27 protein-coding genes and 1 tRNA gene are annotated in these 24,499 nt (G+C 64.5%); 9 read left to right on the forward strand and 19 right to left on the reverse strand.

The genetic code is table 11. From position 1 onward, the window contains the following. Nucleotides 1-4: 4 nt before the first annotated feature. The 4 genes from ACUXST_RS05520 to ACUXST_RS05535 are packed head-to-tail and all read right to left on the reverse strand — an operon-like array spanning nt 5 to nt 4,091. Nucleotides 5-1,000, reverse strand: coding sequence for an aldo/keto reductase (locus tag ACUXST_RS05520; RefSeq protein ID WP_458388928.1), 996 nt, complete (start codon nt 998-1,000; stop codon nt 5-7). An 18-nt stretch (nt 1,001-1,018) separates the two neighbouring features. Then, entirely contained in the window at nt 1,019-2,572 is a 1,554-nt protein-coding gene (locus tag ACUXST_RS05525; RefSeq protein WP_458388929.1) for a DHA2 family efflux MFS transporter permease subunit, read from the reverse strand. Nucleotides 2,573-2,584: 12 nt separating this feature from the next. Next, a complete protein-coding gene (locus ACUXST_RS05530) occupies nt 2,585-3,652 on the reverse strand; it encodes an HlyD family secretion protein (RefSeq protein WP_458388930.1) in 1,068 nt (355 codons plus the stop codon). Continuing rightward, nucleotides 3,645-4,091 (reverse strand): MarR family winged helix-turn-helix transcriptional regulator, encoded by a 447-nt coding sequence (locus ACUXST_RS05535; RefSeq protein ID WP_458388931.1) that lies wholly within the window; start codon nt 4,089-4,091, stop codon nt 3,645-3,647. Before ACUXST_RS05535 ends, ACUXST_RS05530 begins: the two co-directional genes overlap by 8 nt. 140 nt (nt 4,092-4,231) lie before the next feature. Between ACUXST_RS05535 and ACUXST_RS05540 the strand changes: the two genes are divergently transcribed. Next, entirely contained in the window at nt 4,232-4,504 is a 273-nt protein-coding gene (locus tag ACUXST_RS05540) for a YciI family protein (RefSeq protein WP_458388932.1), read from the forward strand. A gap of 53 nt (nt 4,505-4,557) precedes the next feature. Then, a tRNA-Gly gene (locus ACUXST_RS05545) sits at nt 4,558-4,631 on the forward strand. Between the two features lie 232 nt (nt 4,632-4,863). On the opposite strand, the gene phoB is transcribed toward ACUXST_RS05545, so the two are convergent. The 9 genes from phoB to ACUXST_RS05590 form a co-directional block, all read right to left on the reverse strand. Further along, complete coding sequence (phoB, locus tag ACUXST_RS05550) at nt 4,864-5,568, reverse strand: phosphate regulon transcriptional regulator PhoB (RefSeq protein WP_458388933.1); 705 nt, start codon at nt 5,566-5,568, stop codon at nt 4,864-4,866. 1 nt (nt 5,569) lies between these two features. Then, nucleotides 5,570-6,256 carry a phosphate signaling complex protein PhoU gene (gene phoU, locus ACUXST_RS05555; RefSeq protein ID WP_458388934.1) on the reverse strand — a complete coding sequence of 229 codons (687 nt, stop codon included), beginning with the start codon at nt 6,254-6,256 and terminating at the stop codon, nt 5,570-5,572. A gap of 11 nt (nt 6,257-6,267) precedes the next feature. Then, the gene (pstB, locus tag ACUXST_RS05560) at nt 6,268-7,077 is read right to left on the reverse strand and encodes a phosphate ABC transporter ATP-binding protein PstB (RefSeq protein ID WP_458389022.1); all 810 of its coding nucleotides are present in this window, start codon (nt 7,075-7,077) and stop codon (nt 6,268-6,270) included. Nucleotides 7,078-7,255: 178 nt separating this feature from the next. Further along, nucleotides 7,256-8,512: a phosphate ABC transporter permease PstA gene (gene pstA / locus ACUXST_RS05565; protein ID WP_458388935.1), complete on the reverse strand. Its 1,257-nt coding sequence runs from the start codon at nt 8,510-8,512 to the stop codon at nt 7,256-7,258. Further along, entirely contained in the window at nt 8,505-9,884 is a 1,380-nt protein-coding gene (pstC, locus tag ACUXST_RS05570) for a phosphate ABC transporter permease subunit PstC (RefSeq protein WP_458388936.1), read from the reverse strand. Before pstC ends, pstA begins: the two co-directional genes overlap by 8 nt. A gap of 24 nt (nt 9,885-9,908) precedes the next feature. Next, nucleotides 9,909-10,949 carry a substrate-binding domain-containing protein gene (locus ACUXST_RS05575; RefSeq protein ID WP_458388937.1) on the reverse strand — a complete coding sequence of 347 codons (1,041 nt, stop codon included), beginning with the start codon at nt 10,947-10,949 and terminating at the stop codon, nt 9,909-9,911. A gap of 89 nt (nt 10,950-11,038) precedes the next feature. After that, nucleotides 11,039-12,046, reverse strand: a complete 1,008-nt coding sequence (locus ACUXST_RS05580; protein WP_458388938.1) for a sensor histidine kinase — start codon at nt 12,044-12,046, stop codon at nt 11,039-11,041. A gap of 84 nt (nt 12,047-12,130) precedes the next feature. After that, complete coding sequence (locus ACUXST_RS05585; RefSeq protein ID WP_458388939.1) at nt 12,131-12,802, reverse strand: DUF2490 domain-containing protein; 672 nt, start codon at nt 12,800-12,802, stop codon at nt 12,131-12,133. A gap of 300 nt (nt 12,803-13,102) precedes the next feature. After that, nucleotides 13,103-13,834, reverse strand: coding sequence for a competence/damage-inducible protein A (locus ACUXST_RS05590; protein ID WP_458388940.1), 732 nt, complete (start codon nt 13,832-13,834; stop codon nt 13,103-13,105). 83 nt (nt 13,835-13,917) lie between these two features. On the opposite strand from ACUXST_RS05590, the gene map reads away from it, so the two are divergent. The 3 genes from map (at nt 13,918) to ACUXST_RS05605 (ending at nt 16,337) form a co-directional block, all read left to right on the forward strand. After that, entirely contained in the window at nt 13,918-14,748 is an 831-nt protein-coding gene (gene map, locus ACUXST_RS05595) for a type I methionyl aminopeptidase (protein WP_458388941.1), read from the forward strand. Between the two features lie 69 nt (nt 14,749-14,817). Beyond that, complete coding sequence (locus ACUXST_RS05600) at nt 14,818-15,909, forward strand: CDP-alcohol phosphatidyltransferase family protein (RefSeq protein ID WP_458389023.1); 1,092 nt, start codon at nt 14,818-14,820, stop codon at nt 15,907-15,909. Continuing rightward, entirely contained in the window at nt 15,906-16,337 is a 432-nt protein-coding gene (locus ACUXST_RS05605; protein ID WP_458388942.1) for an HIT family protein, read from the forward strand. The genes ACUXST_RS05600 and ACUXST_RS05605 overlap by 4 nt, the downstream gene beginning before the upstream one ends. Here ACUXST_RS05605 and ACUXST_RS05610 read toward each other — a convergent pair. Next, the gene (locus tag ACUXST_RS05610; protein ID WP_458388943.1) at nt 16,334-17,074 is read right to left on the reverse strand and encodes a phosphocholine cytidylyltransferase family protein; all 741 of its coding nucleotides are present in this window, start codon (nt 17,072-17,074) and stop codon (nt 16,334-16,336) included. The two genes, ACUXST_RS05605 and ACUXST_RS05610, sit on opposite strands and share 4 nt — an antisense overlap. Before the next feature lie 131 nt (nt 17,075-17,205). On the opposite strand from ACUXST_RS05610, the gene ACUXST_RS05615 reads away from it, so the two are divergent. Together ACUXST_RS05615 and ACUXST_RS05620 are read left to right on the forward strand one after the other, a co-directional pair. Further along, entirely contained in the window at nt 17,206-17,544 is a 339-nt protein-coding gene (locus ACUXST_RS05615) for a P-II family nitrogen regulator (protein ID WP_458388944.1), read from the forward strand. After that, complete coding sequence (locus tag ACUXST_RS05620; RefSeq protein ID WP_458388945.1) at nt 17,545-17,760, forward strand: helix-turn-helix domain-containing protein; 216 nt, start codon at nt 17,545-17,547, stop codon at nt 17,758-17,760. It begins immediately after the preceding gene. Nucleotides 17,761-17,778: 18 nt separating this feature from the next. Here the strand turns inward: ACUXST_RS05620 and ACUXST_RS05625 are convergent, their stop codons facing one another. Next, complete coding sequence (locus tag ACUXST_RS05625; RefSeq protein WP_458388946.1) at nt 17,779-18,231, reverse strand: hypothetical protein; 453 nt, start codon at nt 18,229-18,231, stop codon at nt 17,779-17,781. Between the two features lie 126 nt (nt 18,232-18,357). On the opposite strand from ACUXST_RS05625, the gene ACUXST_RS05630 reads away from it, so the two are divergent. Both ACUXST_RS05630 and glnA read left to right on the forward strand, forming a co-directional pair. Beyond that, the gene (locus tag ACUXST_RS05630; RefSeq protein ID WP_458388947.1) at nt 18,358-18,966 is read left to right on the forward strand and encodes an SOS response-associated peptidase; all 609 of its coding nucleotides are present in this window, start codon (nt 18,358-18,360) and stop codon (nt 18,964-18,966) included. A gap of 141 nt (nt 18,967-19,107) precedes the next feature. After that, the gene (glnA, locus tag ACUXST_RS05635; protein ID WP_458388948.1) at nt 19,108-20,520 is read left to right on the forward strand and encodes a type I glutamate--ammonia ligase; all 1,413 of its coding nucleotides are present in this window, start codon (nt 19,108-19,110) and stop codon (nt 20,518-20,520) included. A gap of 33 nt (nt 20,521-20,553) precedes the next feature. Here the strand turns inward: glnA and ACUXST_RS05640 are convergent, their stop codons facing one another. From ACUXST_RS05640 to ACUXST_RS05655, 4 genes are all read right to left on the reverse strand, one after another. Continuing rightward, a complete protein-coding gene (locus ACUXST_RS05640) occupies nt 20,554-22,257 on the reverse strand; it encodes a DUF7056 domain-containing protein (protein WP_458388949.1) in 1,704 nt (567 codons plus the stop codon). A gap of 24 nt (nt 22,258-22,281) precedes the next feature. Further along, nucleotides 22,282-23,307, reverse strand: coding sequence for a putative sugar O-methyltransferase (locus ACUXST_RS05645; RefSeq protein ID WP_458388950.1), 1,026 nt, complete (start codon nt 23,305-23,307; stop codon nt 22,282-22,284). Nucleotides 23,308-23,427: 120 nt separating this feature from the next. Beyond that, entirely contained in the window at nt 23,428-24,051 is a 624-nt protein-coding gene (locus ACUXST_RS05650; protein ID WP_458388951.1) for a class I SAM-dependent methyltransferase, read from the reverse strand. Next, nucleotides 24,052-24,465 (reverse strand): GtrA family protein, encoded by a 414-nt coding sequence (locus ACUXST_RS05655; protein WP_458388952.1) that lies wholly within the window; start codon nt 24,463-24,465, stop codon nt 24,052-24,054. Nucleotides 24,466-24,499: the final 34 nt, after the last annotated feature.

Genomic DNA, 24,499 nt, shown 5'->3' on the forward strand with positions numbered 1-24,499 from the left:
CAGCTTAGCGGTTCACCGCAGCCATGCTGTGCTCGGGATACCGCGTCCCGGCGGCGGCACCGGGCGGCAGGATCTCGTCGAGGCGGCGCAGGTCCTCACCGGTCAGCTTCACGTCGAGCGCGCCGATGTTGTCGTCCAGGTACCGTCGCTGCTTGGTCCCGGGGATCGGGACGACGTCGTCGCCCTGCGCCAGCACCCATGCCAGCGCGAGCTGAGCGGTCGTGCAGCCCTTCTCCTCGGCCATCCGCCCGACCTCCTCCACCAGCTCGAGGTTCTTGTAGAAGTTCTCGCCCTGGAAGCGCGGGTGGTTGCGGCGAGTGTCGTCCTCGGGGAAGTCGTCCGGCGACTTGAACTGCCCGGTCAGGAAGCCGCGCCCGAGCGGCGAGTAAGCGACGTAGGCGATGCCGAGTTCGCGGACCGTCGGCAGCACTTCGGTTTCCGCGTCACGGCTCCAGAGCGACAGCTCGGTCTGGACGGCCGTGATCGGCGATGTGGCATAGGCAGCACGGATGGTCCGCGGCGCGGCTTCGGAGAGGCCGAGGAACCGGACTTTCCCCTCCTGTTGCAACCGCGACATCTCGCCGACCGTATCCTCGATGGGTACGTTCGGATCGACGCGGTGCTGGTAGTAAAGGTCGATCGTGTCGACGCCGAGCCGCTTCAGGCTCGCTTCGCATGCTGAGCGGACGTAGCCCGGATCGCCGCGCACGCCGAGGAACTCACCGTTCGGACCGCGAACGTTGCCGAACTTGGTGGCGAGGAACACCTGGTCGCGGCGGTCGCGGATGGCGCGGCCGACCAGCTCCTCGTTGCGGCCGACGCCGTACATGTCGGCAGTGTCGAGGAAGTTCACGCCGCGGTCGAGCGCATGGTGGATGGTCGCGATCGACTCCTCCTCCGTCCCGCCGGTGTAGAAGTCGCTCATGCCCATGCAGCCAAGGCCGATCGCCGAGACTTCCGGTCCGTCTTTGCCGAGGCGCCGCTTACCGATCATGTGCATAGTCATTCTCCTTAGGTCTCAATCCATGTGAACCGGCGGTCCGCCGCCGCCTACCTGCTGACCCCTGCGCATGAAGAACAGCAGCGGCAGCACAGCGAAGGTGATGATCATCATCAGTTTGAAGTCGTCGAGATAGGCGATGAACAGCGCCTGCTTGGTGATCTCGCCATTGATCATCGCCAGTGCCGCGGGCCCGGCGACCGGGGCAGCAGTCTGCAGCAGGGTCGGGTCGGCCGTCGGAATGGTCTGCTGGGTGATGTTGGCGGCGAGGTCGGCGTGGCTGACCTGTGTCATCCGGACGAGCTGCGTGCTCACCACCGAGATGCCAATCGATCCGCCGATGTTACGCGACAGGTTGAGCAGCGCCGCTCCCGTCGTCCGCAGCCGTGCCGACAGGGTCTCGAAGGCGAGCGTCTGCAAGGGCACGAAGATCAGGCCGAGACCAAGACCCTGGACTACACCGCTGACAATCACCGGGCGTGACGGCTGGTCGATCGCGAAGCCAGTCATCATGTAGAGTGAGACGCCCATCAGGATGACGCCCAATCCCACCAGCAGGCGAGCGTCGATTTTGCCTGTGACCCGGCCCGCGATGAGCATCGAGAACAAGGTCCCGAAACCGCGCGGCGCTGTGAGGAAGCCCGACTGGAGCACCGAATAGCCGTACATGTTCTGCAAAAGCGGCGGCAGAAGCGCGAGACCGGCGAGCAGCAGGACTCCGGTGACTGCCATGAACAGCAGGCTGGTCGCGAAATTGCGGTCGAGGAACATGGCCCTGTCGAAGAGCGGGTTCTTCGTCGTGGTCATGTGGACGACGAACATCCAGGCGGCGCCGATCGCCAAGCCCGCCTCAGTGATGATCTCCCAACTGGCGAACCAGTCCTTCTGCTCGCCGCGGTCGAGGCAGAACTGCAGCGCGCCGAGCGCGATTGCGAGCAGCGCGAAGCCGAACATGTCGAACTTGCGCTCGTTCGTCGCGGTCTTGGGCATGAACCGCGCCATCAGCAGGATGCAAAGGACCCCGACGGGCAGGTTGACGAGGAACACCCACCGCCAGTTGTAATTGTCCGTGAGCCAGCCGCCGAGGACCGGCCCGAGGATTGGCCCGATCATGACGCCGCCGCCGAACAGGGCCATCGCCTGGCCATGCTTTTCGCGCGGATTGATGTCGAACAAGGTGGCCTGGGCAAGTGGGACAATGAAGGCGCCGCCGACGCCCTGGAGTGCACGGAACAGAACCATCTCGGGAAGCGAGGTGGCGGTCGCGCACAGGACCGAGGCGACGGTGAACACGACGACCGAGATCAGCAGCAGACGCTTGCGTCCGACGCGGTCGGCAAGCCAGCCGCTGATCGGCAGCGCGATCGCCGACGCGACGATGTAGCTCGTCAGTACCCAGTTGATCGTGTCCTGCGTAGCGCTGAGGCTCGCCTGCATGTGCGGCAACGCGACGTTCGCGATCGTCGTGTCCAGCACCTGCAGGAGCACGGCCATCATGACGCCGACCGTCACGATGAGCCGCTGCCCCGTCGGCAACGCGTGTGTTGCGATGCTCGCCGATTCTCCGGCCACGGGCGTCTCGGACTACTTCTTGCTGGTGTCGAAGTAGACGGTGGCGTTGACGGACAGTCCGGCAATCATCGGCTTCGCAGGCGTGCCCTTGAAGGCGATCCGCACCGGCACGCGCTGGGTCACCTTCACCCAGTTGCCGTTCGCATTCTGCGCCGGAAGCAACGAGAACTCGCCGCCTGTGCCTGCGCCGATGCTCTGCACGTATGCTTCGAACTTCTGCCCAGGGTAGGCATCGACGGTGATCGTCGCCCGCTGCCCCGGCACCATGCGGCCGACGTCCTTCTCCTTGAAGTTGGCTTCAACCCAGGACGCACGGCTGTGCACGATGGAGACGACGCCGACGCCGGTCACCGCCATCTGCCCGATCTGCAGATTGTCGGCATTCTCGACGATGCCGTCCATCGGAGCACGAATCTCCGTCCGCTCAAGGTCCAGCTTGGCCTTGTCGACGGCGGCCTGCGCCTGGGCGATCGAGGGCTGCTCGCCTGGGGCAATCGCGGCCGCGGCGTTGGCGGAGCGAGCCTGTGCATCCGCAAGCTGCGTCTGTGCGGTCCGAACTTCGTTGAGCGCGTCCTCATAGTCGGCGCGGGTCGTGAAGCCCTGCCGCAGCAGTGCCGACTGCCGGCCGAGCGCATTCTGCTTGATGCGGAGGTTGGCCTGGGCGCCGGTGATGTCGGCACCCGTTCCCGCCGCCTGCGTGCGCAGCTGAGCGGTCTGCAGGTGGGCCGCCGCAAGCTGGGCCTGCGCCTGCTCGAGCGCAACGCGGTAGGGCGCCGGGTCGATGCGGAACAGCAGCTGCCCCTTCTTCACCTGCGCGCCGTTGCGGACGAACTTCTCGATCACCGGCCCGGCGACCTGCGGGCTGACCGAGACGATGTCCTGCTTCACCTGCGCGTCATCCGTCGAGACGCTGCCGCCACTCGTCATGTAATAATAGGCACCACCGAGGATCAGCAGAGCCGGGACGATCAGCAGCAGGATGGTGCGGAGCCACCGCTTGCGAGGCGCAGTGGTCTCGACCACCGTCTCTTCGGTCTCGACCTCGGTCCCGGTCATCTTGTCAGTGGAAATCTTATTCATTGTTCGCTGCCCTGTTGGTCGGGGTACTTCGCCCCACGTTCTCACGTACGCGCGCAAGGACCTTGCGAGTGGTCTCGACATCCACGGGATCGATCCCCGCAAACGCCTCGCCTGCAAGCTCGGCTCCAAGCGCCTGAAGTTTCTCGATAAGCGGCTGTGCCTGTGCGGTGACGTGAAGGCGCCAGGCGCGGCGGTCATCCGGATCGCGGCTGCGCTCCACGAGTTTCGCTTCCTCGAGCCGGTCGATGATTCGGCACAAGGTGATCGGCTCCACCTCGAGCATGTCGGCAAGCTCGACTTGCCGGAGGCCGGGCTTGCGGCTCAGCTTGATCATCACCTTCCACTGCGCACGCGTGGCGCCGAGCGCCGAGGCGCGGCGATCGAACGACTTGCGCAATGCGTGGGCGGTTTCGCCAATCTCGAGGGGGAGAGTTTCCATTGGAGACCGATATAATAAGCCTACTTATCTTAAGCAACCCACGAGCAGCGACTGAGTTCCTGCTTCCAGAAGATTCCACCGCCTCGGGGTTGCACGCGAAGGCATACTGTTGCTTGTGACCGGTAGCGGAGGAGCGGCTAATGCAATTCGTATGGCTCGGGTTCCTGAAGGCCGGAACTGACGCAAACCAGGAAGTGCTGTGGCAGACCACGGAGTACCTGCAGCAGCCGTACATCCGCATCGCGTCCGTTGGGCCGCTTCGCGACGAGGCCGGGCACCGTGCAGGGATGATGATGATTTTCGACGTCGACAATCGGCAGGCCGCCGAAGCCTTCGTGGCCGGCAGCCCGTTCCTCAAGGCTGGCCTCTACGAGACCCACCACCTGTTCGAATATCTCAACGAAGTCGGCTGACTCGCCGCGTTGACGCCCTTGGGCCGGCGACTTAACTGACGGCGCAGCGCTTCGCGGGTATGATGTAATGGTAGCCTGTCAGCTTCCCAAGCTGAACGCGCGGGTTCGATTCCCGCTACCCGCTCCAGCCCAGGACAACGCTGCCGGAGGGGCCGAGCGGATCTAAAGCGCGCCGCAGATCCGCATCGACGTCAGCGGATCGGTCGAGCCAAGGGCGTAAACCACTGCAGCCTGGGCCATCTGCTGGTGGACACGGTGCGCCGCGAGAGTTGGGGCGGCTTTTGCAGCGCTTCTCTCCTGTCGGTCGCGGCCGATTTCAGACGGGTGACGAGGCGATGAATCCCGTGACCCCGGCGTCGTCACTCGGAGGCGGAAGCCGCATCCAGGGAGTAACCCTCGGCTCTCACGGTGCGGAGAACGGTGGACTGCTCTCCAAGCGCCAGACGAAGGCGGCGGACGAGGACGTCCACCGTCCGCTGCTCGATCTCCTCGTTGTGCGGCCACACCGCGTCGAGGAGCTGCTGGCGCGAGAAGACCCGCTCGGGGTTGCGCAGGAAGTGGTAGAGGAGGCGGTATTCGGTCGGCCCGAGATCGATGAGCTTGCCGTTGCGACGCACGCGGTGCGCAGCGGTATCCATCTCGATCCCGGCATAACCCAGATGCTGGGCAAGCAGATCGGGCTTCGATCGCCGCAACAGCGCGTTCGCCCGTGAAACAAGCTCCTTGGGACTGAAGGGCTTCGTGACGAAGTCGTCCGCGCCGGTGTCGAGGCCCCTCACCCGGTCCTCTTCGTGGCCGCGCGCGGTGACCATGATGATCGGAAGCTTGGCCGTCGCGGGAGAGCGCCGGACGCGGCGGCATACTTCAATGCCGCTAGTCCCCTCGATCATCCAGTCCAGGATTACGAGGTCCGGTTTGATTTCCTGGATGAGGATCAGCGCCTCGTCACCGTCTGCCGTCGCGGTCACGGTGTATCCGGCCGCGGTGAAGTGATGCTTCAGCAGGTCCGCGATGGGCTTGTCGTCCTCGACGACCAGCAGTCGCTTCAGGCCATTCTTAGACACGTCAGGATCCCCCCTTCGTTCGATCGGACATGTGCTGACCTGTCGCGGCGTAATAGACCATTTCGGCGATGTTGGTGGCGTGGTCCCCGACCCGTTCGACGTTCTTGGCGACGAACAGAAGGTGGGCGGCCTGGCCGATGTTGTGCGGATTTTCCATCATGTGAGTCAGCAACGTGCGGAAGATGGAGTCGTAGAAATTGTCGACCGCTGCGTCGCGTTGGCAGACCAGCAACGCAGCCTCGGCATCCCGCTCGACAAAGGCGTCGAGCACGTCGTGCACCATCTCGGTGGCGATCCGCGCCATCTCCGGGAGCAGCGAGATGGGCTCGATCTTGCCCGCGTTGTCGATCAGGATGACGCGCTTGGCGATATTCTTCGCGTAATCGCCAATGCGCTCGACGACGCCGGAGATCTTCAGCGCTGCAACGACATCGCGCAGGTCGGCGGCCATGGGCGCGCGCAAGGCGATCAGCTGCACCGCACGACGCTCGGTCTCCACTTCCAGCGCATCGAGCTTCTTGTCGTTCTGGACCACGCGCTCGGCCCCTTCGATGTCGCGCTGAATGAGGCAGCGCATCGCTTCGCCGATGGCGTACTCGGCCAAGCCGCCCATCTGGCTGATGAGCGCGCGGAGCCGCTCGATATCCTCGTCGAAGGCCTTGAGTGTGTGTCCGCTAGCCTGTGGCATGTCTGTCTCCATCAGCCGTAGCGGCCCGTGATATAGTCTTGAGTGCGGCGTTCACGCGGGTTGGTGAACATCTCGGATGTCTTGCCGTATTCGACCAGCTCGCCGAGGTGGAAGAATGCGGTCCGCTGCGACACGCGCGCGGCCTGCTGCATGTTATGCGTGACGATTGCGATGGCATAGCGGCCGCGCAGCTCGTGGATCAGCTCCTCGATCTTGGCCGTCGCGATCGGGTCGAGCGCCGAGCAGGGCTCGTCCATCAGGATCACTTCAGGGTCGACGGCGATGGCGCGCGCGATGCAGAGCCGTTGCTGCTGGCCGCCGGAAAGTGCGGTGCCGCTTTCCTGCAAGCGATCCTTGACCTCGTCCCACAGGCCGGCGCGCTTCAGCGATTTTTCCACAATTTCTTCCAGCTGAAGCTTCGACCGGGCGAGACCGTGGATTCTGGGTCCGTAAGCGATGTTCTCGAAGATCGACTTGGGGAACGGGTTCGGCTTCTGGAAGACCATGCCGACGCGGGCGCGCAGCTGCTCGACGTCCATGCCGGAGGTCGAGATGTCCTCACCGTCCAGCTCGATCCGCCCGAGCACGCGCGCCGACCGGATCGTGTCGTTCATCCGGTTCAGGCAGCGCAGGAAGGTCGACTTGCCGCAGCCCGACGGTCCGATGAACGCCGTGACGCGGTCCTCGCGAATGTTGATCGACACGTCCCTCAGCGCCTGCTTGTCGCCGTAAAAAACGCTGACGGAGTTCGCCGACATCTTGGGCGGCCCGACCGGATCGGGTCCCGAGTCCTCGGGATTGAGCTTCGATGCTCCGTGCATGGCGTGGACCGTCGTTGCGGGAATCGCCGGGCGCGTTTCGGCGTCGAGCGCACTCGGCTCCGGCACGCGCGCGGGCTCGACCGTCGACGCGCCTTGCCGATGCGCCTCGGCGGCAATCGCCGCGGACGGCGTCGGCACCGGTGTCGTTGCTGTGATTGGCGTCTTTTCTTTCATCAGTTCACCAGCGGCGCTCGAAGCGGTTGCGGAAGTAGATGGCGACGCCGTTCATCAGGAGCATGAAGACCAGGAGGACGATGATCGCCGCGCTGGTCTTTTCGACGAAGCCACGGTCGACCTCGTCGGACCAGAGGAAAATCTGCACCGGAAGCACGGTCGCCGGCTGAGAGATCCCGCCGGGAGGAGCCGCGATGAAGGCGCGCATGCCAATCATCAGCAACGGCGCGGTCTCGCCAAGCGCGCGAGCCATGCCGATGATCGTGCCGGTCAGGATGCCCGGCAGCGCGAGCGGAAGGACGTGATGGATCGTCACCTGCATCGGGGATGCACCGACGCCAAGCGCGGCATCCCTGATCGACGGCGGCACCGACTTCACGGCATTGCGGGCGGCGATGACGATGACCGGCATGGTCATGAGCGCGAGGGTCATCCCGCCCACCAGCGGCGCCGAGCGGGGCAGGTTCATGACGTTGAGGAACACGGCGAGACCGAGAAGACCGAAGATGATCGAGGGCACGGCCGCCAGGTTGTTGATCGAGACCTCGATCATGTCCGTCCACCGGTTCTGCGGAGCGAATTCCTCGAGATATAGCGCGGCGAGCACGCCGACGGGAAAGGCCAGGAGCATCGTCACCAGCATCGTCAGGAAGCTGCCCTTGAGCGCTCCCGAGACTCCGGCCGAAGAGGGATCACTCGAATCCGAACCGGTCAGGAAGTTGGGGTTGAAAGACGCCTTCAGTGCGTTTCGCTCACGAAGCTGGTGTACGAGGCGCTCGCTTGCGGTGTCACCGCCGTGCTTTGCGGTGACGTCGAGTGCGCTCGAAACGGGCAGCCAGACGGTGGCTTGCCGGCCGAGCATATCGGGATGGCGGCCGATGGCGCGGGCGAGGTCATCGGCAGCCCCGTCGGCGAACATCTGCCCGGCGCCGGGGCCGAACGCCTGAGTGGCTGCCTTTGAGATTGTGCCCGCCAGGTCGGCCGAGGCGAGGGCCTGTGCGGCATCGGGCCCGCGCGGCGTTGCGGGGTCGAGAAACAGGTCGGTCCGGGCGAAATTGATCGGCAATGCGGCCTCGTAGTGGATGAAGCCGCCGAGACCGCGAGCCGCCATCGTGTAGAGCAGTACCGCCAGGAACAGCACCGACACTCCGACCGCGGCAAGCCCGAGTGCGCGGAACCGGCGTTCGCTGGCATAGCGACGGCGGACGCGGCGCTGCATGGCGTCGTCAGCCCACCGCGATCGGACTGAGGCGCTACTCATATTGTTCTCGATAACGGCGGACCACCTGCAGGGCGATCAAGTTGAGGACCAGCGTGATCAGGAATAGCGCGAGCCCGAGCGCGAAGGCGGCGAGCGTCTTTGCACTGTCGAATTCCTGGTCGCCGGTGAGCAGCTGCAGGATCTGCACGGTGACAGTGGTCACGCTTGCGAAGGGGTTGGCCGTCAGGTTGGCGGCTAGTCCGGCGGCCATCGCGACGATCATCGTCTCGCCGATGGCGCGGCTAACGGCGAGCAGGACTCCGCCCATGACTCCGGGCAGTGCTGCCGGAAGAAGCACCCTGCGGATCGTCTCGGACTTGGTGGCACCCATCGCCAGGCTGCCGTCGCGCATTGCTTGAGGAACGGCGGCGATGGAGTCGTCGGCCATGGAGCTGATGAAGGGGATGATCATGATGCCCATCACCAGGCCCGCCGCGAGTGCACTTTCGCTGCTTGCCGACTGAATGCCGAGCGATACGCCGACGTCGCGGATGAAGGGCGCGACGGTAAGCGCGGCGAAGTAGCCGTAGACCACGGTCGGAACGCCGGCCAAGATCTCCAGGATCGGCTTCAACCAGGAGCGCACACGCGCCGGGGCGTACTGCGTAAGGTAGATCGCGCTCATCAAGCCGAGTGGAACCGCGACGAGCATCGAAATGACGGCACCGATGAAGAAGGTGCCCCACATTAGCGGCACCGATCCGAAAGCGCCGGACGATCCGGCCTGGTCTGCCCTGATGGCAGTCTGGGGACTCCATTCCAGGCCGAAGAAGAAGCCGGCAGGCGGATAGAGGCGGAAGAACCTCAAGCTCTCGAACATCAGCGAGAGGAGGATCCCGAGCGTCGTCAGGACGGCAATCATCGAAGCTGCAAAGAGCGCAATCATCAGCCACCGCTCGACGGCGACCCGAGCGCGGAACGTTGGCGCGGTCCGCCGCAACGCCAGGGCTGCAGCGGCCAGTGCAACCGCCAGTGCGATCGCACCGCCCAGCATGACGTAGCGGGTCTCTGCTGCGTGCACCCGCGGCGCGAGGGTCTTCGACTGCCCGTTATAGCCATTAGCCAACTCGCCGCTGGCGATCTGGCGCGCTTCGGCCATGATTGCCTGGCGCTCCATGTCGAACGCCGGAAGCGCCCGTCCCTCCGGACTCGAAAGGACGGTGTTATCGACCAGACGCGACTGGATCGGCGCCCAGGCCGCAACCAGGAGAAGTGCCGGTATCCCCGCAAGCAACGCCGCCTGCACGCCGTGATAGACCGGCAGCGAGTGGAGCTGCCCGCCTGCACGAAGCGCCCGCGCACGCGCGTACGCCAGCCATCCGGCTATGGCTGCGATGACCAGAATCGCAGCGGCTACGAACCCGAGCTGCATCTCAGTTGCCCACCTGGCTTTGGTTTACTTCAGTGTCGCCGGATCGAGCGGCTTCAGGTCTGATGCCTGTTGGGCTGCTGCAGTCACGTCAGCGCCGCTGAACGGGACCAGCCCGCGACGCTCGAGCACGCCGCCCTTGCTCCAGAGCTTGGCGTAGCTGCGGACGAAGTCGCGGAGCTTGGGCTTGGCCTGGATGTGCTCGCCCTTCACGTAGATGTAGAGCTTGCGCGCGCCAGGGTAGCTGAGGTCGGCGATCGTCGTTTCCGTCGGCGAAATGCCGGCGATCTGAACCGGGCGGATCTTGTCGGCATTCTGCTCCAGGTAGGAATAGCCGAGAATGCCGAGCGTGCCGGGGTCGGCGGCAACCTTCTGGACGAGCAGATTGTCGTTTTCGCCAGCCTCGACGTAGGCGCCGTCCTCGCGGATCTTGGTGCAGATCTGCTTGTGCTGGTCCTCGTTGCTCTTGGCGAGCGCCTTCATGGCCGGGTCGGTGTCACAACCCTTCGTCAGGTAGAGATCGGCCAGGCTGTCACGGGTGCCGGAGGTCGGCGGCGGGCCGAGAACGCGGATCTTGAGCGCGGGAAGGGAAGGATTCACGTCCTTCCACGTCTGCGCCTTGTTGGGGCCCTTGCCGAACGGATTGGCGGCGAGAGCCTTGTAGATATCCGCCTGCGTCAGGTTCAACGCCGGCGCTCCGTTCGCCTCGATGATGGTCAGACCGTCGATGCCGATCGGGACCTCGATGACGTTCTTGGCGCCTGCCTTGGCGCAGGCCTCATATTCGCTCTTCTTTATCTGGCGCGATGCGTCCTCGATGTCGGGATACTGCCTTCCGACGCCAGCGCAGAACAGCTTCATGCCGGCGCCAGTGCCGGTCGATTCCACCGTCACCCCGAGGCCTGGATTCGCGCGCATGAACTCTTCGGCCGCGGCCTTCGTGAAAGGATAAACCGTCGATGAGCCGACCACACGGATGTCGCTGGCGGAAGCCGAGCCACCGGACAAGTTCGAGCCGCAGGCAGCGAGTACCGCGGCTGCGGGCAGTGCAATGTACATCTTCTTCATGACGGTTCCTTGTCGTCGCGTCCTGCTGCCCGTCTAACGGCGCGCCGTTACGGCGCTGCGTCAGTTTTGTTACGCGACGATGACAGCCCTCAGCGGGCGATCGGCAGCCTTACGGACACACTCGTGCCGGTACCGAGCTCGCTCCTGATCTCGAGTGCGCCGCGGTGCCGTTCGACGATGTGCTTGACGATCGCGAGCCCCAGCCCGGTACCGCCCGAGCTCCGGCTGCGAGCCTCGTTCACCCGGTAGAAGCGTTCGGTGAGCCGGGGCACGTGCTCGCGCGGAATTCCGGGTCCATGATCCGTAACCGTCACGGTGACCCACCCTGCCCGTACGGACGCCGCCACATCGACGCTGGAGTTCGATTCATGGCAGCCATATCGCACGGCATTGCTGAGCAGGTTGTCGAAAACCTGCAGCAGCTGGCCACCGTCGCCCCTGACGGTCGGCAGCGGCCCCGGCAGATCCAGATTGAAGGTGCACTTGCTCGCCAGGCCAAGCTGCGCCGCATTGCCCACGGCCATGCGCACTACCTCGTCGATATCCACCGCTTCATTGGGCTCGACGAAACGGTCGGCCTGGATGCGCGAGAGGCTCATCAAATCCTCGATGATCCGGAGCATCCTCGTTGCTTCGTCGAGAATCGTGGCGGCGAACTTGTGACGCACGTCCTCTTCGAGGGCAGCACCGTCGGTCAGCGTTTCGGCATAGCCGATGACCGTCGAGAGAGGGGTCCGAAGCTCGTGACTGGCGTTGGCGACGAAGTCGACGCGCATCTTCTCGGCGGAAACGACCGCCGCCCGATCAATGATGCGGACGAATGAGGTGCCACGGCCCAATCCGCGCACCAGCACGCGCCAGGGCCGCCCGACCGCGCCGATCCCCGTCACTTCGATCTCGCCGGAACGTCCCGTGAGGATATGTTCAAGCGCGTCCGGATGCCGAATGGCCAGCCGGACGTCCCGATCCTCGATCCCCTGCCCGAGTACGGCCTTGGCAGCATCGTTCGCGAAGCTGATCGTCAGGCCTTCGACGATCAGGGCCGGCTCTTCGAGCGCGTCGACTAGGGCGCGAATGGCGGGCGTGTCTGGCGGCACGTCGACTATCTATCCGATCAGGCGAGCCGCGCCACGGCGGAATCACCACGCGGCTCGCTACCGTGGGCCGCCGTGGCGGTATCGTCAGCGACTGAAACTCACCGCAATGTGGGCAACGTGGTCCATCGTGTTCGGCCCGCCGCGCACGAACCCGTACTGGTTGAGATAACCGAGTTCCACGGTGAGGTTCTTCGCGAGCGGCGTCGCCACTGCGATCAGGTTGCGCATGCGGTCGACACCCGGCTTCTTCTGGAAAGTCGTGGTGTTCAAATTGACGAACGTCTCATTGCTGAGGTTGAGCGCGGTCTTGCCCTTCAGCGGGATCGAATATCGGATGAACGGCCGCGCCCTCCAGCCGGTGCCGTCGACGCCTTCACGCCAGCGCTGTTCCACCCTCAGCCGAGCGTTGATCTTGCCCGGGCCGAGCTGACCGAGATTGTCGAAAGTCACCTGCTCGCGTGCGCGATGCTCGAGCACCGTGAAATCACCGGCCGAATATTGCGGATCGTGGGTGTAGCCGGCCCAGACGGTCACCACCTTGTTCAGGCGGTAGCCGATGAGGGTGTTGGACTCGATTTCGTAGAGGCCGTTGCGGTTGTCACTGAAGCGGCCGACCAGTTCCTGGGACAGGCGCCAACGGTCGGAAAGCTTGAACGAGGCGGACGCGGTCGTCCAGATCTGCCGATCTTCGGTCGCCGCCAGCGCCGGCTGCGCTGCAGCCGCGCCGAACAGAAGAGCCAAAAGGGTCCGCCGCATCGCGTTTCTCCCCAGCCCATTGCCCCTGGACTGGCGCAAGTGAACCCCGGAGCAGCGATCCGCAACAGCAGTGCCGAGAACATTGAACGTCATGGTTTTGCCTTCCCCAGCCGCTGCTCGCCCGAGAGCTGCGGCGCAATTCGGCGAAAGCTGTGCGCCCGCGCCATGTGAGTCCGTGTCGGCAGCCTCTTCGCTCCCCACGACTCGCCAATAACGTAGCTCTGCTACACCGCAGTGACGTTCGAGTTACGGTTTGATGACAGCCGGGGGCCGCGCCGCTGGCCAGCACGGTTGCGATTGTCAGATGCCGCCGTCCACCGGCTCGTGTCCGGCCTCGCGCAGCCGCGCCGCCAACTCGTTCCCGGTGGCCTGCGCGAGCGCCTCATCCTCCGAGCGGATGACGAAGTTGGCGCCGGAGCGCCCATCCTTCGAGAAGGGGTAGCTGCCGATCGAAACGCCGGGCGTAGCTTCCTCGAGCGTCCTCAGAAGTTGCGCGACATCGCTTTCGGCAACGTGCGCGCCGATCGTGACTGAGACGACCGGCCTGCCGCCCTCCAGCTTGCCGGTAAGCGCCTGGAGCATGCTTGCAGCGATGTGCGGCACGCCGGCGAGGATGTAGATGTTGCCCCACTTCACGCCGGGCGCTCCGGAGCTGGGATTGGGCAGCAGTTCGGCGCCCTCGGGCACCCGCGCCATCCGCAGCCGAGGCTCGGTCAGGCCGCCGGGCCGGTCGCGGTAATAGTCTTCGAGGATCTGCCGCGCGTGCGGATCGATGACCACGGGGACGCCGACGGCCGCGGCGATGGCGTCGATCGTGATGTCGTCGTGCGTAGGGCCGATCCCGCCGGTGGTGAAAAGATAGTCGTGGGCAACGCGGAGCGCGTTCACTGCGTCGCCGATGCGGACGCTGTCGTCGGGCACGATCCGCACTTCCGCCAGGCGGATGCCCTCGTCGTTCAGCCAGGTGGCGAGCTGGGCGACATTCTTGTCCTGCGTCCGGCCGGACAGGATCTCGTCACCGATCACCGCCAATGCGGCCGTCCATTGCCTCGACTGATCGCCCAACCGGCCTTCTCCCAATCGACTTCCGCAACCCCCGTGCCTATGTAACCGCGATGACTCAATACATCACCGTTGCCGCCGAAGACCGGGTCGAAGCCCGTAATGGCGTGATCAAGCTGTACGGCCCGGAAGGCTTCGAAGGGATGCGCCGCGCCGGCCGGCTCGCGGCCGAGATCCTCGACGCTCTGGCGCCCCACGTGGTGCCGGGCGTCACGACTCAAGAGCTGGACGACATCGTTTACCGGATGACGCTCGACGGCGGCGGAGTGCCGGCAACGCTGGGCTATCGCGGCTACACGAAGAGCTGCTGCATCTCGATCAACCACGTCGTGTGCCATGGCATCCCGAGCGAGAAGACGCTGAAGGACGGCGACATCGTCAACATCGACGTGACGCCGATCGTCGACGGCTGGCACGGCGACACGAGCCGCATGTACTTCGCGGGCAACGTCCCGCTCCGCGCGCGCAAGCTCGTCGACGTGACGCACGAATGCCTGTTGCTCGGGATCGAGCAGGCGCGGCCGGGCAATCGCCTCGGCGACATTGCCAATGCCATCCAGCGCCATGCCGAAGCGCAGCGCTACAGCGTCGTCCGCGACTTCTGCGGCCATGGTGTCGGCCAGGTGTTCCACGACAGCCCCGAGGTGATCCACGCCGGCCGCCCGGGTACCGGGCCGGAGCTTCGGCCGGGCATGATCTTCACGGTCGAGCCGATGATCAATCTCGGCCGGCCGGACGTGAAGGTGCTCGACGACGGCTGGACGGCGGTCACGCGCGACCGATCGCTTTCGGCGCAGTTCGAGCATTCGATCGGCATCACCCAAACCGGCTGCGAGATCTTCACGAAGAGCCCCGCCGGGCTCGACAAGCCACCCTACGCGTAGCTAGCGCAGCCCCTTGCCGCAGGTACTGGGACCGGGCGGACATCCAGGAAGCCCACATTGACCGGATCGATGAACGTCGAGATCGGCAACGAGACTGGAGTGCGGCTCTGGGGGCTAACCAACAGCGAGCGTATCCGCCGCCTTGCGCAGGCTGCAGGACTTGAGCCCGGAACCGGAGCACGCGATGTGTCGCTGCCGACGCTGTGGGCGGACGCCGGCTATGCGTTCGATCCTGCCTGGTTCCAGCACATCGCGACACAGCCCGGCTCCGTGCTCGTCGTCAGCGGGCGTCCGGTCCTGGCGAACCTTCCTGCCGGGGTTGAGCCGGACCAGGCGCTTACCGCGCCCGGCCTGACGGCTATCAACTACGATGACCGACCGACGCTCTACAATCGCAAGCTGCGCAAGCGTGAGTGCCCGTTCGTGGAGCCGCTCAGACGGTCCAACTCCGCCGACATCGAGCGGCTAAGCTATTATGGCGCCTACAAGGGCGTCACCGACATCCTGACCAAATACCTGTGGCCCGAGATGGCGCTGGCGCTGACCCAGCTGGCAGCACGGGCGGGCATGACGCCGAACATGGTGACAGGGATCGGCGCGACCTTGTGCGTCGTGGCAACCGTGCTGTTCGCCTTCGGCTGGTACTGGACCGGGCTGGCCTGCGGCTTCGTGTTCATGGTGCTCGACACCGTCGACGGGAAGCTGGCGCGCTGCACTGTCACCTCCTCGTGGTGGGGCAACATTTTCGACCACGGCATCGACATCGTTCACCCGCCCTTCTGGTGGATCGCGTGGGGGGTCGGAACGGCGTTCACACCCCACCCGCTGCGAGGAGAGACGCTGACCTGGGTCATGGTCGCCATCGTCGTCAGCTACGTCGTGCAGCGGCTGATCGAAGGTTTCTTCGTCCGCCGCTTCGGGTTCCACATCCACGTCTGGCGCAGGTTCGACACGAACTTCCGGCTGATCACCGCGCGGCGCAATCCGAACATGCTAATCCTGTTCGTCTCACTAGCCGGCGGCCGCCCGGATCTGGGGTTGATCGTGGTGGCCTGGTGGACGGTGCTGTCGCTGCTCGTCCATTGCGTTCAGCTGGTGCAGGCGCTGGTCACGAGCGCGCGTTCGGGACCGATCACGACCTGGATGGAGACGCAGCCGTGAACGAGACGATCCGCAAATTCGGTCACCCCGCGACGCTGGTGCGGGATTATGCGCACTGGGTGGTGCTGGTGCGACCTGCCCAGCCCACCCTGGGATCCCTGGTGCTGGCCGCGAAGTCGGATGCGACGGCGTTCGGCGACTTGCCCGAGGCTGCCCATACCGAACTGGCAGTTGCCTCGCGGGACATCGAAGCCGTTCTTCAGACGCTCGTCGGCTACGACCGCATCAATTACCTGATGCTGATGATGGTGGACCCGCACGTCCACTTCCACGTGATCCCCCGCTATGAAGGTGCGCGGCAGCGCGGGGGCCTTGCGTTGCCGGACCAAGGCTGGCCGAAGACGCCGGACCTCGGCTCAGGGGTGACGCTCGATGCCGCGCAGATCGCCGACCTCGCCGCCTGGCTGAAGGCGGCCTGGCCGAACTAGCCGCGCCAGCGGGCCGTTAGCTTCGACCCCGCCTCGATGTCGCTGAGGAAATCCACCTCGGCCCATTCGAGGCCCTCGATGGAGATAGTGCCGACCTTTCCTGTCGGCGCGAGGGAGTCGATGATCTTCAGATACCAGTTCTCGACACCCGCCGGCGTTCGCATGAACGCGTCGACAGTGTCGCGAAAGAGCGCGACGCCCTCCCCGCGGAACGCCAGGAATCCGATTGATTCGGCATTCGCCTGCTCCGCGGAGAGCGTCTTGCCGATGGCGGCGAGTCGGTCGCCGATGCGGGTCACCTTCATATCGTCGCTGTCGTAGACGGGCTTCGCATCCACGGTTACCGCAATCGGCCAGTCGGCGCCCCCGGCGAGAACCCGCTGAACGATCTCCCGTGAGACGAGCGTGTCGCCGTTGAGGATCAGGAAGTCTCCATTCATCGCCCCACGCGCGATCCAGCAGGAGCCGAGGTTGTCGGCGACCTTGTAGAACGGGTTGAAGACGGCGCGCAGGGTCAAACCCGGCCGGGCGAGCCGAACAAGCTCCTCCTCCACCATGCCGGTCATGAAACCGGTGACCACGTCGATGCGGGTCACGCCGCTTTCGAACAGCATCTGCACCTGCCAGGCGAGCAGGGTCTGGCCGGAGAAGTCGATGAGGCATTTGGGACGCTCGGCGGTGAGCGGCAGGAGGCGGGAGCCCTGGCCGGCGCTGAGGATGATGGCGCGTTCGATCATGGGTCGGGGTCCCTACGCCGTCCGGCGGGTCGAGAGAAGTCGCTATCGCGCCGATCGGCGTCGCGACACGAGACGCTGGCGGGCCGCGGGAGGTCGCGATACGATGGTGCGAGACCTGCAGGGGACATGAAGTGAAAAAGGTTGAAGCCATCATCAAGCCGTTCAAGCTGGACGACGTGAAGGATGCGCTCCACGACGTGGGCGTCAGCGGGATCACGGTTGCCGAGGTCAAGGGTTTCGGTCGCCAGAAGGGCCACACAGAACTCTATCGGGGCGCCGAATATGTCATCGACTTCCTGCCCAAGGTGAAGGTCGAGGTCGTGATCGAGGACTCGCTCGTTGAGAATGTCGTCGAGGCAATCGAGAACGCCGCGCGCACCGGCCGCATCGGGGACGGGAAGATCTTCGTCACCAATGTCGAGCAGGCGATCCGCATTCGGACCGGCGACCGGGGGGACGACGCCATCTAGATGGCCGAAGACCGTGAAATGCTCGCTTCGATGTCGCCGGACGAGCTGCGCGGTGCGATGCGCAGCCTCGGCTATCGCACCCAGAACGACCTTGCCCAGGCGATCGGCGTCTCCCGCTCGGCCGTAAGCCTGTGGCTCGAGGGCAAGGTTGGCGTTCCCCGCCCCGTCGCGATGCTGCTCAGAATGCTGCTGTCCGCACAGCGGCGTGCCTACTAAGCACGCCGCTGCAGGAGATTACTGGCCGCGGTTGGCGCGGGCCTGCTGGCGCTCGGCGCTGGTGACGACACCGTTCCGGTCGATGTCTTCGCGGTCGAAGCGGGCGAGCGCCTGATTTTCGAATTGCGCCAGGGTCACGGATGCGGAGTCGCCGAACATGCGCGCGAGCATGCGCTGGGCACGGCCACCGCCCCGCTCGCCTTCGCCAGCCTCGCCGCCGCGGGCAGCCGTGGACTGGCTCAGCGCCTGCTGCGCCTCGTCACGCGTGAGGACGCCATCGCCGTTCAAGTCGAAGCGCTGGAACATCGTGCTGGCCATCTGTTGCGCCTGCTGGCGCGTGCGGTCGGCGTGCATGTGGCTGCCGGACCCCTGCGCGACAGGCGCCGCGGGCGGAATCTGAGCCTGCTGCGCCAGGGCCTGCGTGCCGACGATGGTGGCGCCGAGCGCAACCGCGATGGTCAACTTCTTCATAGAATTCAATTCCTTGATCGATAGCTGCACTCAGGATGCGGGAATTGCAGTGAACCGCCCATTTACATCTTTCGCTGTCGCAGGCAGCCGGATGTGGCGCCCAGGTGCGCCGCCGGAGCTGTCGCAATGTGCAATCTCTACACCCAGTCGAAGTCGGTAGACGAGATCGCGGCGATTTTCCGCGACCTGCAAATGCCCCTGAGCTTTCCCGACGGCATCCCTAATCTGTCGCCGCGGGACGTCTGCATCACCGATCCGGCGCCGATCGTCCGTGCGGGCAGCCAACCGGGCACGTTCGAGCTGGTCGTCCGCCGCTGGAGCTGGCCTGGTCCAAACGGGAAGCCGGTGTACAACTTCCGCTCCGAAGGCCGGAGGTTCCCGTCAGGGCGCTGCCTCGCGCTCGCCGACGGGTTCTACGAGTTCACCAAGCCCGAGGACCCGAAGCAGAAGACGAAGGATCGCTGGCTATTCAGTCCGAGTCATCACCCTCTCGTGGCAATCGCCGGGCTGGTGCGCACAAGTCCGCAGGTTGGTGAAGCCTTCACTCTGCTGACGGGGGAGCCTGGCGACGACGTTGCCCCCTACCACCACCGCCAGATCATCGTCCTGCCACCGGATAGCTGGCGCTCCTGGCTCGAGCACACCGGCTCCGAGCGCGACCTGCTTAAGGCGTCCGCAGCGGGAGCTCTGAGCGTCTGTGCCGCGCCTCGTTCGGCGAACACTCAGACCCGGTGAAATATTCGCCGCGGGCCTGACTCTCGGCGCCACGTGGGGAATCTGGGGCCTCAAGCTCGAATCACGTTTCATCGACCTGGCCGCTGAGCCGGCGGGGGATCCATTCGGGCAGCAACGATTCAGGCCGGGGAACTCAAGATCATGGCGACCGACGCAGGAACCATCCTTTCGCGCATCAAGGACGAGGAGATCGAGTGGATCGATCTTCGATTTACCGACCCGAAGGGCAAGTGGCAGCACCTGACCATGGCGTCGGGCCTCATCGACGAGGACCAGCTGACCGACGGCTTCATGTTCGACGGAAGCTCCATTGCCGGCTGGAAGGCGATCAATGAGTCCGATATGATCCTGAAGCCGGACCTCGATGCGGTCTATGCCGACCCGTTCAGCGCGACGCCGATGCTGGTTCTGTTCTGCAACGTCGTCGAGCCGGCCACCGGCGAGCTCTACGGCCGCGACCCGCGATCCACCGCTACCCGCGCCGAAGCCTATCTGAAGGCGACCGGCGTCGGCGACACGGTCTACGTCGGTCCGGAAGCCGAGTTCTTCATGTTCGACGATGTCCGTTTCGAGGACGGCTATGCCGCCAGCGGCTACCGCATCGACGACATCGAGCTGCCGACCAACACGGGCCGCGAGTATGAGGGCGGCAACCTTGCCCACCGGCCACGCGCCAAGGGCGGCTACTTCCCGGTCGCTCCGGTCGACAGCGCCATGGATATCCGGGGCGAGATGGTCTCGACGATGATCGAGATGGGCCTGCCGATGGACAAGCACCACCACGAAGTCGCCGCCGCCCAGCACGAGCTGGGCCTGACCTACGGCACTCTGGTCGAGACCGCCGATCGCATGCAGATCTACAAGTATGTCGTGCACATGGTCGCCCACGCCTACGGCAAGACCGCGACCTTCATGCCCAAGCCAATCGCCAAGGATAACGGCAGCGGCATGCACACCCACGTGTCGATCTGGAAGGGCGGCAAGCCGCTGTTCGCCGGTAACGGCTATGCCGGCCTCAGCGAGACGGCGCTCTATTTCATCGGCGGCGTCATCAAGCATGCCCGCGCGCTCAACGCCTTCACCAACCCGACGACCAACAGCTACAAGCGCCTCGTGCCGGGCTTCGAAGCGCCGGTCCTCCTGGCCTACTCGAGCCGCAACCGCTCCGCCTCGTGCCGCATTCCCTACGGCGCGGGCGAGAAGGCGAAGCGCGTCGAGTTCCGATTCCCGGACGCGATGGCCAATCCGTACCTCGCCTATGCGGCGATCATGATGGCCGGCCTCGATGGCATCCAGAACCGCATCCATCCCGGCGATCCGATGGACAAGAACCTCTACGACCTGCCGCCGCAGGAGCTGGTCAGCGTCCCGACCGTGTGCGGATCCCTGCGCGAGGCCCTGGTCTCCCTGCAGAACGATCGCGCGTTCCTGACGCGCGGCGACGTGTTCAGCGAGGACCAGATCGACAGCTACATCGAGCTCAAGTGGGAAGAAGTGATGCGTTGGGAAACGACGCCGAGCCCCGTCGAATTCGACATGTATTATTCGAGCTGATCGCGAGCGACCCTCGCGCCGGCGGTGCGGGGGTCAGTCGTAGATGTGCGCGAACAACTGCGCGTCGTCGCGGCCAGTCGCCAGCTTCCCTGCATAATCGCCGAGCGGCAGCAGGAGTGCGCTCTCAGGTCCACTGAGCAGCGTGATGTCGTAGCTGCCGCGCGGCATGCGGATCGGCGCAGTCGATGCGTGGCCATTCACGGCAATGGTCCCGCCAACCGGTTGTCCCGCCCGATTGTAAAGCGCGTAGGCGCCGGGAATACGGACGTTGAACCTTGCCGCGGTTGAACGCTTCAGTTCACGCCCGACCATGCGGATGTTGGGCGCGACCTGGACATAGTCGTTGCGAATCAGCGGCCCGACGACGGGTTCGATCGCGTCCATCCGGTACGACCACAGGATGAGCTTCGGGCTGGAGTGCGCGAGCAGTTGGTAAGCTTCGGAAGCGCGCCCTTCCCGCAACGTCATCAGTATGTAGTGCCGGTCGATCCACAGCGTCGAAGGCTCCCGCCGGTTCGGAAGCATCGCAATGCCGTCGAAGTAGATGTCGTCGGGACCAAGCAGCGATTCCGCACGGGCAACGAGCGCGAGCTGCGTCGTGTTGCCGAGCCGGAGGTAGACGATGCTGCGCGCGAAGCTGAATGCGATGCCCACCGCAAGGACGATGACCGCGATACGGGAGAAGCGCGGGTTCCTGGCGAGATGATCGATCGGAGCAATCGCCCACAGCGCCATGAACGGCTGCGCCATAATGAACACGTAAGGCCAGGGCTGGTCGTGGCTGTAGACGAGCAGCGTGATGACGATAGTGAAGATAAGCGCGATCCGCTCCTGTTCGCCCAGCTGCCTCAGGTGCCGGAGCCGCAGGGCCATTCCGGCCAGGCAGAACAGATAGATCAGCGCATTCTGCTGAAGGCTGGCCAGAACATAATGGCGCAAGCCGCCGTAATCCGCGCCGCCGCGGCCAGCGATGATCGTGGGGCCAATGAAAACGTTTTCGGCGACGGCGCCCGGGTGGGCGCCGCCGAACACGAAGCAATAGGCGATGATGGGCAGCACCCAGCCGGCCACCAGCCACGCGCCGCGCGCGACTGCACCCCCGCACTGGCGCCGCAGTGCCGCGTCTCCGACGAGTGCGATCCCGAGCGCGACGTCGAAGTAGAGCGCCTTCTGCGTGCACAGGAACGATAAGCCGCTGAGAACGCCCGCGGCGACGAGCCGCATCGGTCGATCGGCGCTTCCCCGGAGCACCAGCGCAAGGGCGGCGACGGCGAAGAACAAGGCGACCGGCTCCGCGATCGTACGGTAGATGCGCTCGAGGAAATTCGAGAAGCACAGCAGGACAAGGACGATCGCAAGCGCCCTCACCCGGTCCTGCCCAAGTGCCCGCGCGCAGGAATAGGTGAGCGCAATGGTCGCGCATCCGAGCAGCGCTGTCTCTACGCGCCCCGCGACGAGAATGGAGACCGCGTTCCACCCGATCAGATGGGCCAGCTTGTAGAAGATGGCGTAGCCGACGGCCTTCGCAGGCCAGATGGTATCGAACAGCCCGTGACCGAGGTATTTCGCCCAACCCAATTGCGCGAACTCGTCCATGACGAACCGGCCATGCACCGCCAACGCGAACAGCAGCGCGATCTTCAGGGCAATCAGGCCGCCGAGCACCGCAGGTAAGTAGGGGCGTGGATCGCGCGGCGACGGAGCGGCCCGTCCTCCAGCCGCTGTTTGCATTGCCATCACCAGGTCACCAGCCCCATTCGCTCAGGCGGACCTTAGCAGGAGAGTTTCGAAGAAGCGGGTCTGTACCGCTGGGGTTCGTCGATACGTCTCCGTCCAGCCATCAAGCGGATAATCTTCTTCCCTGATTTCGATATTCTCAACCGGGTTCTTCGAGACTTTCCAAGCCTTCAGGTAAAAGTGGCCTCCCGGCTGAACGAGCCGCCTGATTTCGGAAAGATAATGCCGGATCTGGTCCAGCCGCATTTCGTGCAGCGAAGAGATATTCACGAATAGATTGACCGAACTGTCAGGGAGAAGAGCAAGTTGGTGGGGCAGAAGGAACACCATGTCGGCGGCCTCGAACTCATCTCTGATTTCCTCGAAGCTCGCAAAATCGCGAAAGCGGAAGTGGCGTTTGTTCGGGAACACGGCGCCGAGATACTCCTGCGACACGCCGAGAGCCGGCGAGATGTCCGCCATTATGTACTTCGAGATGGGCGCCAGCGACGCGGTGACGAATGCATTGCGACCGTAGCCGCCGCCCAGTTCGCACACGGTGCCGGTCGCCACGCTGGCAAATGACTGGAATTCCAGCACCGAGTTGGCAAGGTCCTGCGAGATGAGCCTCCCACCCTTCCTGATGTTGGGGGGGGTACCCACGTCAGGCTCTGAAAGGCTCGAAATCTGTTCCGGGGCCATCTTCTCGGCGTAGGCCCAGATGAGACGCGTCAGGAAATTCAGCGCCAGACCTTCCACCAGCGGAATATGCCTGTGCTTGAGGGGGGAGAATGTACCGATGATCGCTTCGAAGGTGGCGAGAGGGCCTAACTGCGAGATCAGGAACCTGATCTGCGAGTCCCAAGGCAGTACGCGCATCCACGTGAAATAGTCCTTTGCCAGCGTGCGCTTGAAGTTGCCGATACCGGAGGACGAGAGTCGCTCGCCGTGCTTGCGATTGAGTTCCTGCCAGAACTTCGATGGGCGAACGACCTCGGGCGCGGTTCGCATCGCAGCGTCCATCTGCGAAAGTGCACCCTCAAAACTTGCTTTCGTCACAACGTCGCTCATGCGCGCAAACGCCTCCACTTCGATGAGGAATCTAGATACAAGGTCAGCTTCTGTGAGTGGCGCGGCGCGAAGCCAAGTGACGGCACGCGACAAGCATTCCGATCAACCGACGCGGCCCCATCACCAACTCAGCGTTTCGCAGTAATTCGGGGAGTCCGGCATGGCCGACACCCGCTCCGCAATGGGGAAGTAGCGCTCCGACATGCTGTAAAACTCAGCTCGTGAGAAGAGCACGACATGCTTGTCGCCGGTAATGTACAAGTCCGCGAGCAGCGAGAGCGTCGCACGAAAGCTCCCCGGTTCGACATCCTTGAAGAAGAGCGTCCTGCACCCCCATCGTTGGCAGCTCTGTGCTAGAGCCGCAAAGAACGGCTCGCGATGCTCAACAGCAACGTGATGCATCACATCGGTGATCATGACGAAGTCGAAATCGCCATCGATCTCCGTGAAGTCTGTCGCAGGAAAAAGGGTCACCCTGGACCGGTTTGCGTCGCTGAGGAACGAACCGATTATGGGAGCCACGTCGCACATCGTGACCGTCAGGTCAGGACGTCGATCCAGAACCCTGTCGATCAAGGCGCCATCACCTCCACCAATGTCGAGAATCCGCGCGCCCTGTGGGATGGCGGCGTTCAGGGCCTCAGCGATCTTCGCAAGATCGACGAAGACGCGCCGATAAGCGTCCCCGACCGGCCTGAAGTATGGACCGAGCAACCTACGCGCAATCTGACCGGGGGTGGCCACTTATTCCTCCGCGCCGCGGCCAGTTTGTGCGGCATCCGTCTTCGCCGGAAGCCCTGCGAGCGCGGCGCGTAAATCGAACCGGGGCAATATTGCCCAATGCGCAGTCGCGAAGTTCCATAAAAACAGGACCGCTGTGGCTATTGGCGTTGCAATCGCGACGCTGAGTCGAAATCCAGAGCACAACAGCACCATCACGACGACCGTGAGCGGGTAAGCGGATGTCGCAGCCAGAAAGAAGCGAGCGAAAGACCTCCAGCGAAGCGGCTCGGCGAACGTAAACCGGCTGTGCAGGAGGAATCCTAGAGGTATGGCAACGAGGAACCCCGCCAACATCGCAATCAGGTAATGCCCGCCCGCCGCGTCGACGCCGAGCATGATCGCGTAATTGGTGACGGCGCAGAACAATCCGATCAACGCATAGCGCCACCCCCTCTCCACGAGGGGCCGC

This window comes from Sphingomonas sp. F9_3S_D5_B_2 (assembly GCF_054263715.1).

Excerpts from the sequence above, each read along its gene's own strand:
- ACUXST_RS05520 (WP_458388928.1), bottom strand. The coding sequence starts at position 1,000 with ATGCACATGATCGGTAAGCGGCGCCTCGGCAAAGACGGACCGGAAGTC.
- ACUXST_RS05530 (WP_458388930.1), bottom strand. The coding sequence starts at position 3,652 with ATGAATAAGATTTCCACTGACAAGATGACCGGGACCGAGGTCGAGACC.
- ACUXST_RS05535 (WP_458388931.1), bottom strand. The coding sequence starts at position 4,091 with ATGGAAACTCTCCCCCTCGAGATTGGCGAAACCGCCCACGCATTGCGC.
- ACUXST_RS05540 (WP_458388932.1), top strand. The coding sequence starts at position 4,232 with ATGCAATTCGTATGGCTCGGGTTCCTGAAGGCCGGAACTGACGCAAAC.
- phoU (WP_458388934.1), bottom strand. The coding sequence starts at position 6,256 with ATGCCACAGGCTAGCGGACACACACTCAAGGCCTTCGACGAGGATATC.
- pstB (WP_458389022.1), bottom strand. The coding sequence starts at position 7,077 with ATGCACGGAGCATCGAAGCTCAATCCCGAGGACTCGGGACCCGATCCG.
- pstA (WP_458388935.1), bottom strand. The coding sequence starts at position 8,512 with ATGAGTAGCGCCTCAGTCCGATCGCGGTGGGCTGACGACGCCATGCAG.
- pstC (WP_458388936.1), bottom strand. The coding sequence starts at position 9,884 with ATGCAGCTCGGGTTCGTAGCCGCTGCGATTCTGGTCATCGCAGCCATA.
- ACUXST_RS05575 (WP_458388937.1), bottom strand. The coding sequence starts at position 10,949 with ATGAAGAAGATGTACATTGCACTGCCCGCAGCCGCGGTACTCGCTGCC.
- ACUXST_RS05585 (WP_458388939.1), bottom strand. The coding sequence starts at position 12,802 with ATGCGGCGGACCCTTTTGGCTCTTCTGTTCGGCGCGGCTGCAGCGCAG.
- map (WP_458388941.1), top strand. The coding sequence starts at position 13,918 with ATGACTCAATACATCACCGTTGCCGCCGAAGACCGGGTCGAAGCCCGT.
- ACUXST_RS05600 (WP_458389023.1), top strand. The coding sequence starts at position 14,818 with ATGAACGTCGAGATCGGCAACGAGACTGGAGTGCGGCTCTGGGGGCTA.
- ACUXST_RS05610 (WP_458388943.1), bottom strand. The coding sequence starts at position 17,074 with ATGATCGAACGCGCCATCATCCTCAGCGCCGGCCAGGGCTCCCGCCTC.
- ACUXST_RS05620 (WP_458388945.1), top strand. The coding sequence starts at position 17,545 with ATGGCCGAAGACCGTGAAATGCTCGCTTCGATGTCGCCGGACGAGCTG.
- ACUXST_RS05625 (WP_458388946.1), bottom strand. The coding sequence starts at position 18,231 with ATGAAGAAGTTGACCATCGCGGTTGCGCTCGGCGCCACCATCGTCGGC.
- ACUXST_RS05630 (WP_458388947.1), top strand. The coding sequence starts at position 18,358 with ATGTGCAATCTCTACACCCAGTCGAAGTCGGTAGACGAGATCGCGGCG.
- glnA (WP_458388948.1), top strand. The coding sequence starts at position 19,108 with ATGGCGACCGACGCAGGAACCATCCTTTCGCGCATCAAGGACGAGGAG.
- ACUXST_RS05640 (WP_458388949.1), bottom strand. The coding sequence starts at position 22,257 with ATGGCAATGCAAACAGCGGCTGGAGGACGGGCCGCTCCGTCGCCGCGC.
- ACUXST_RS05645 (WP_458388950.1), bottom strand. The coding sequence starts at position 23,307 with ATGAGCGACGTTGTGACGAAAGCAAGTTTTGAGGGTGCACTTTCGCAG.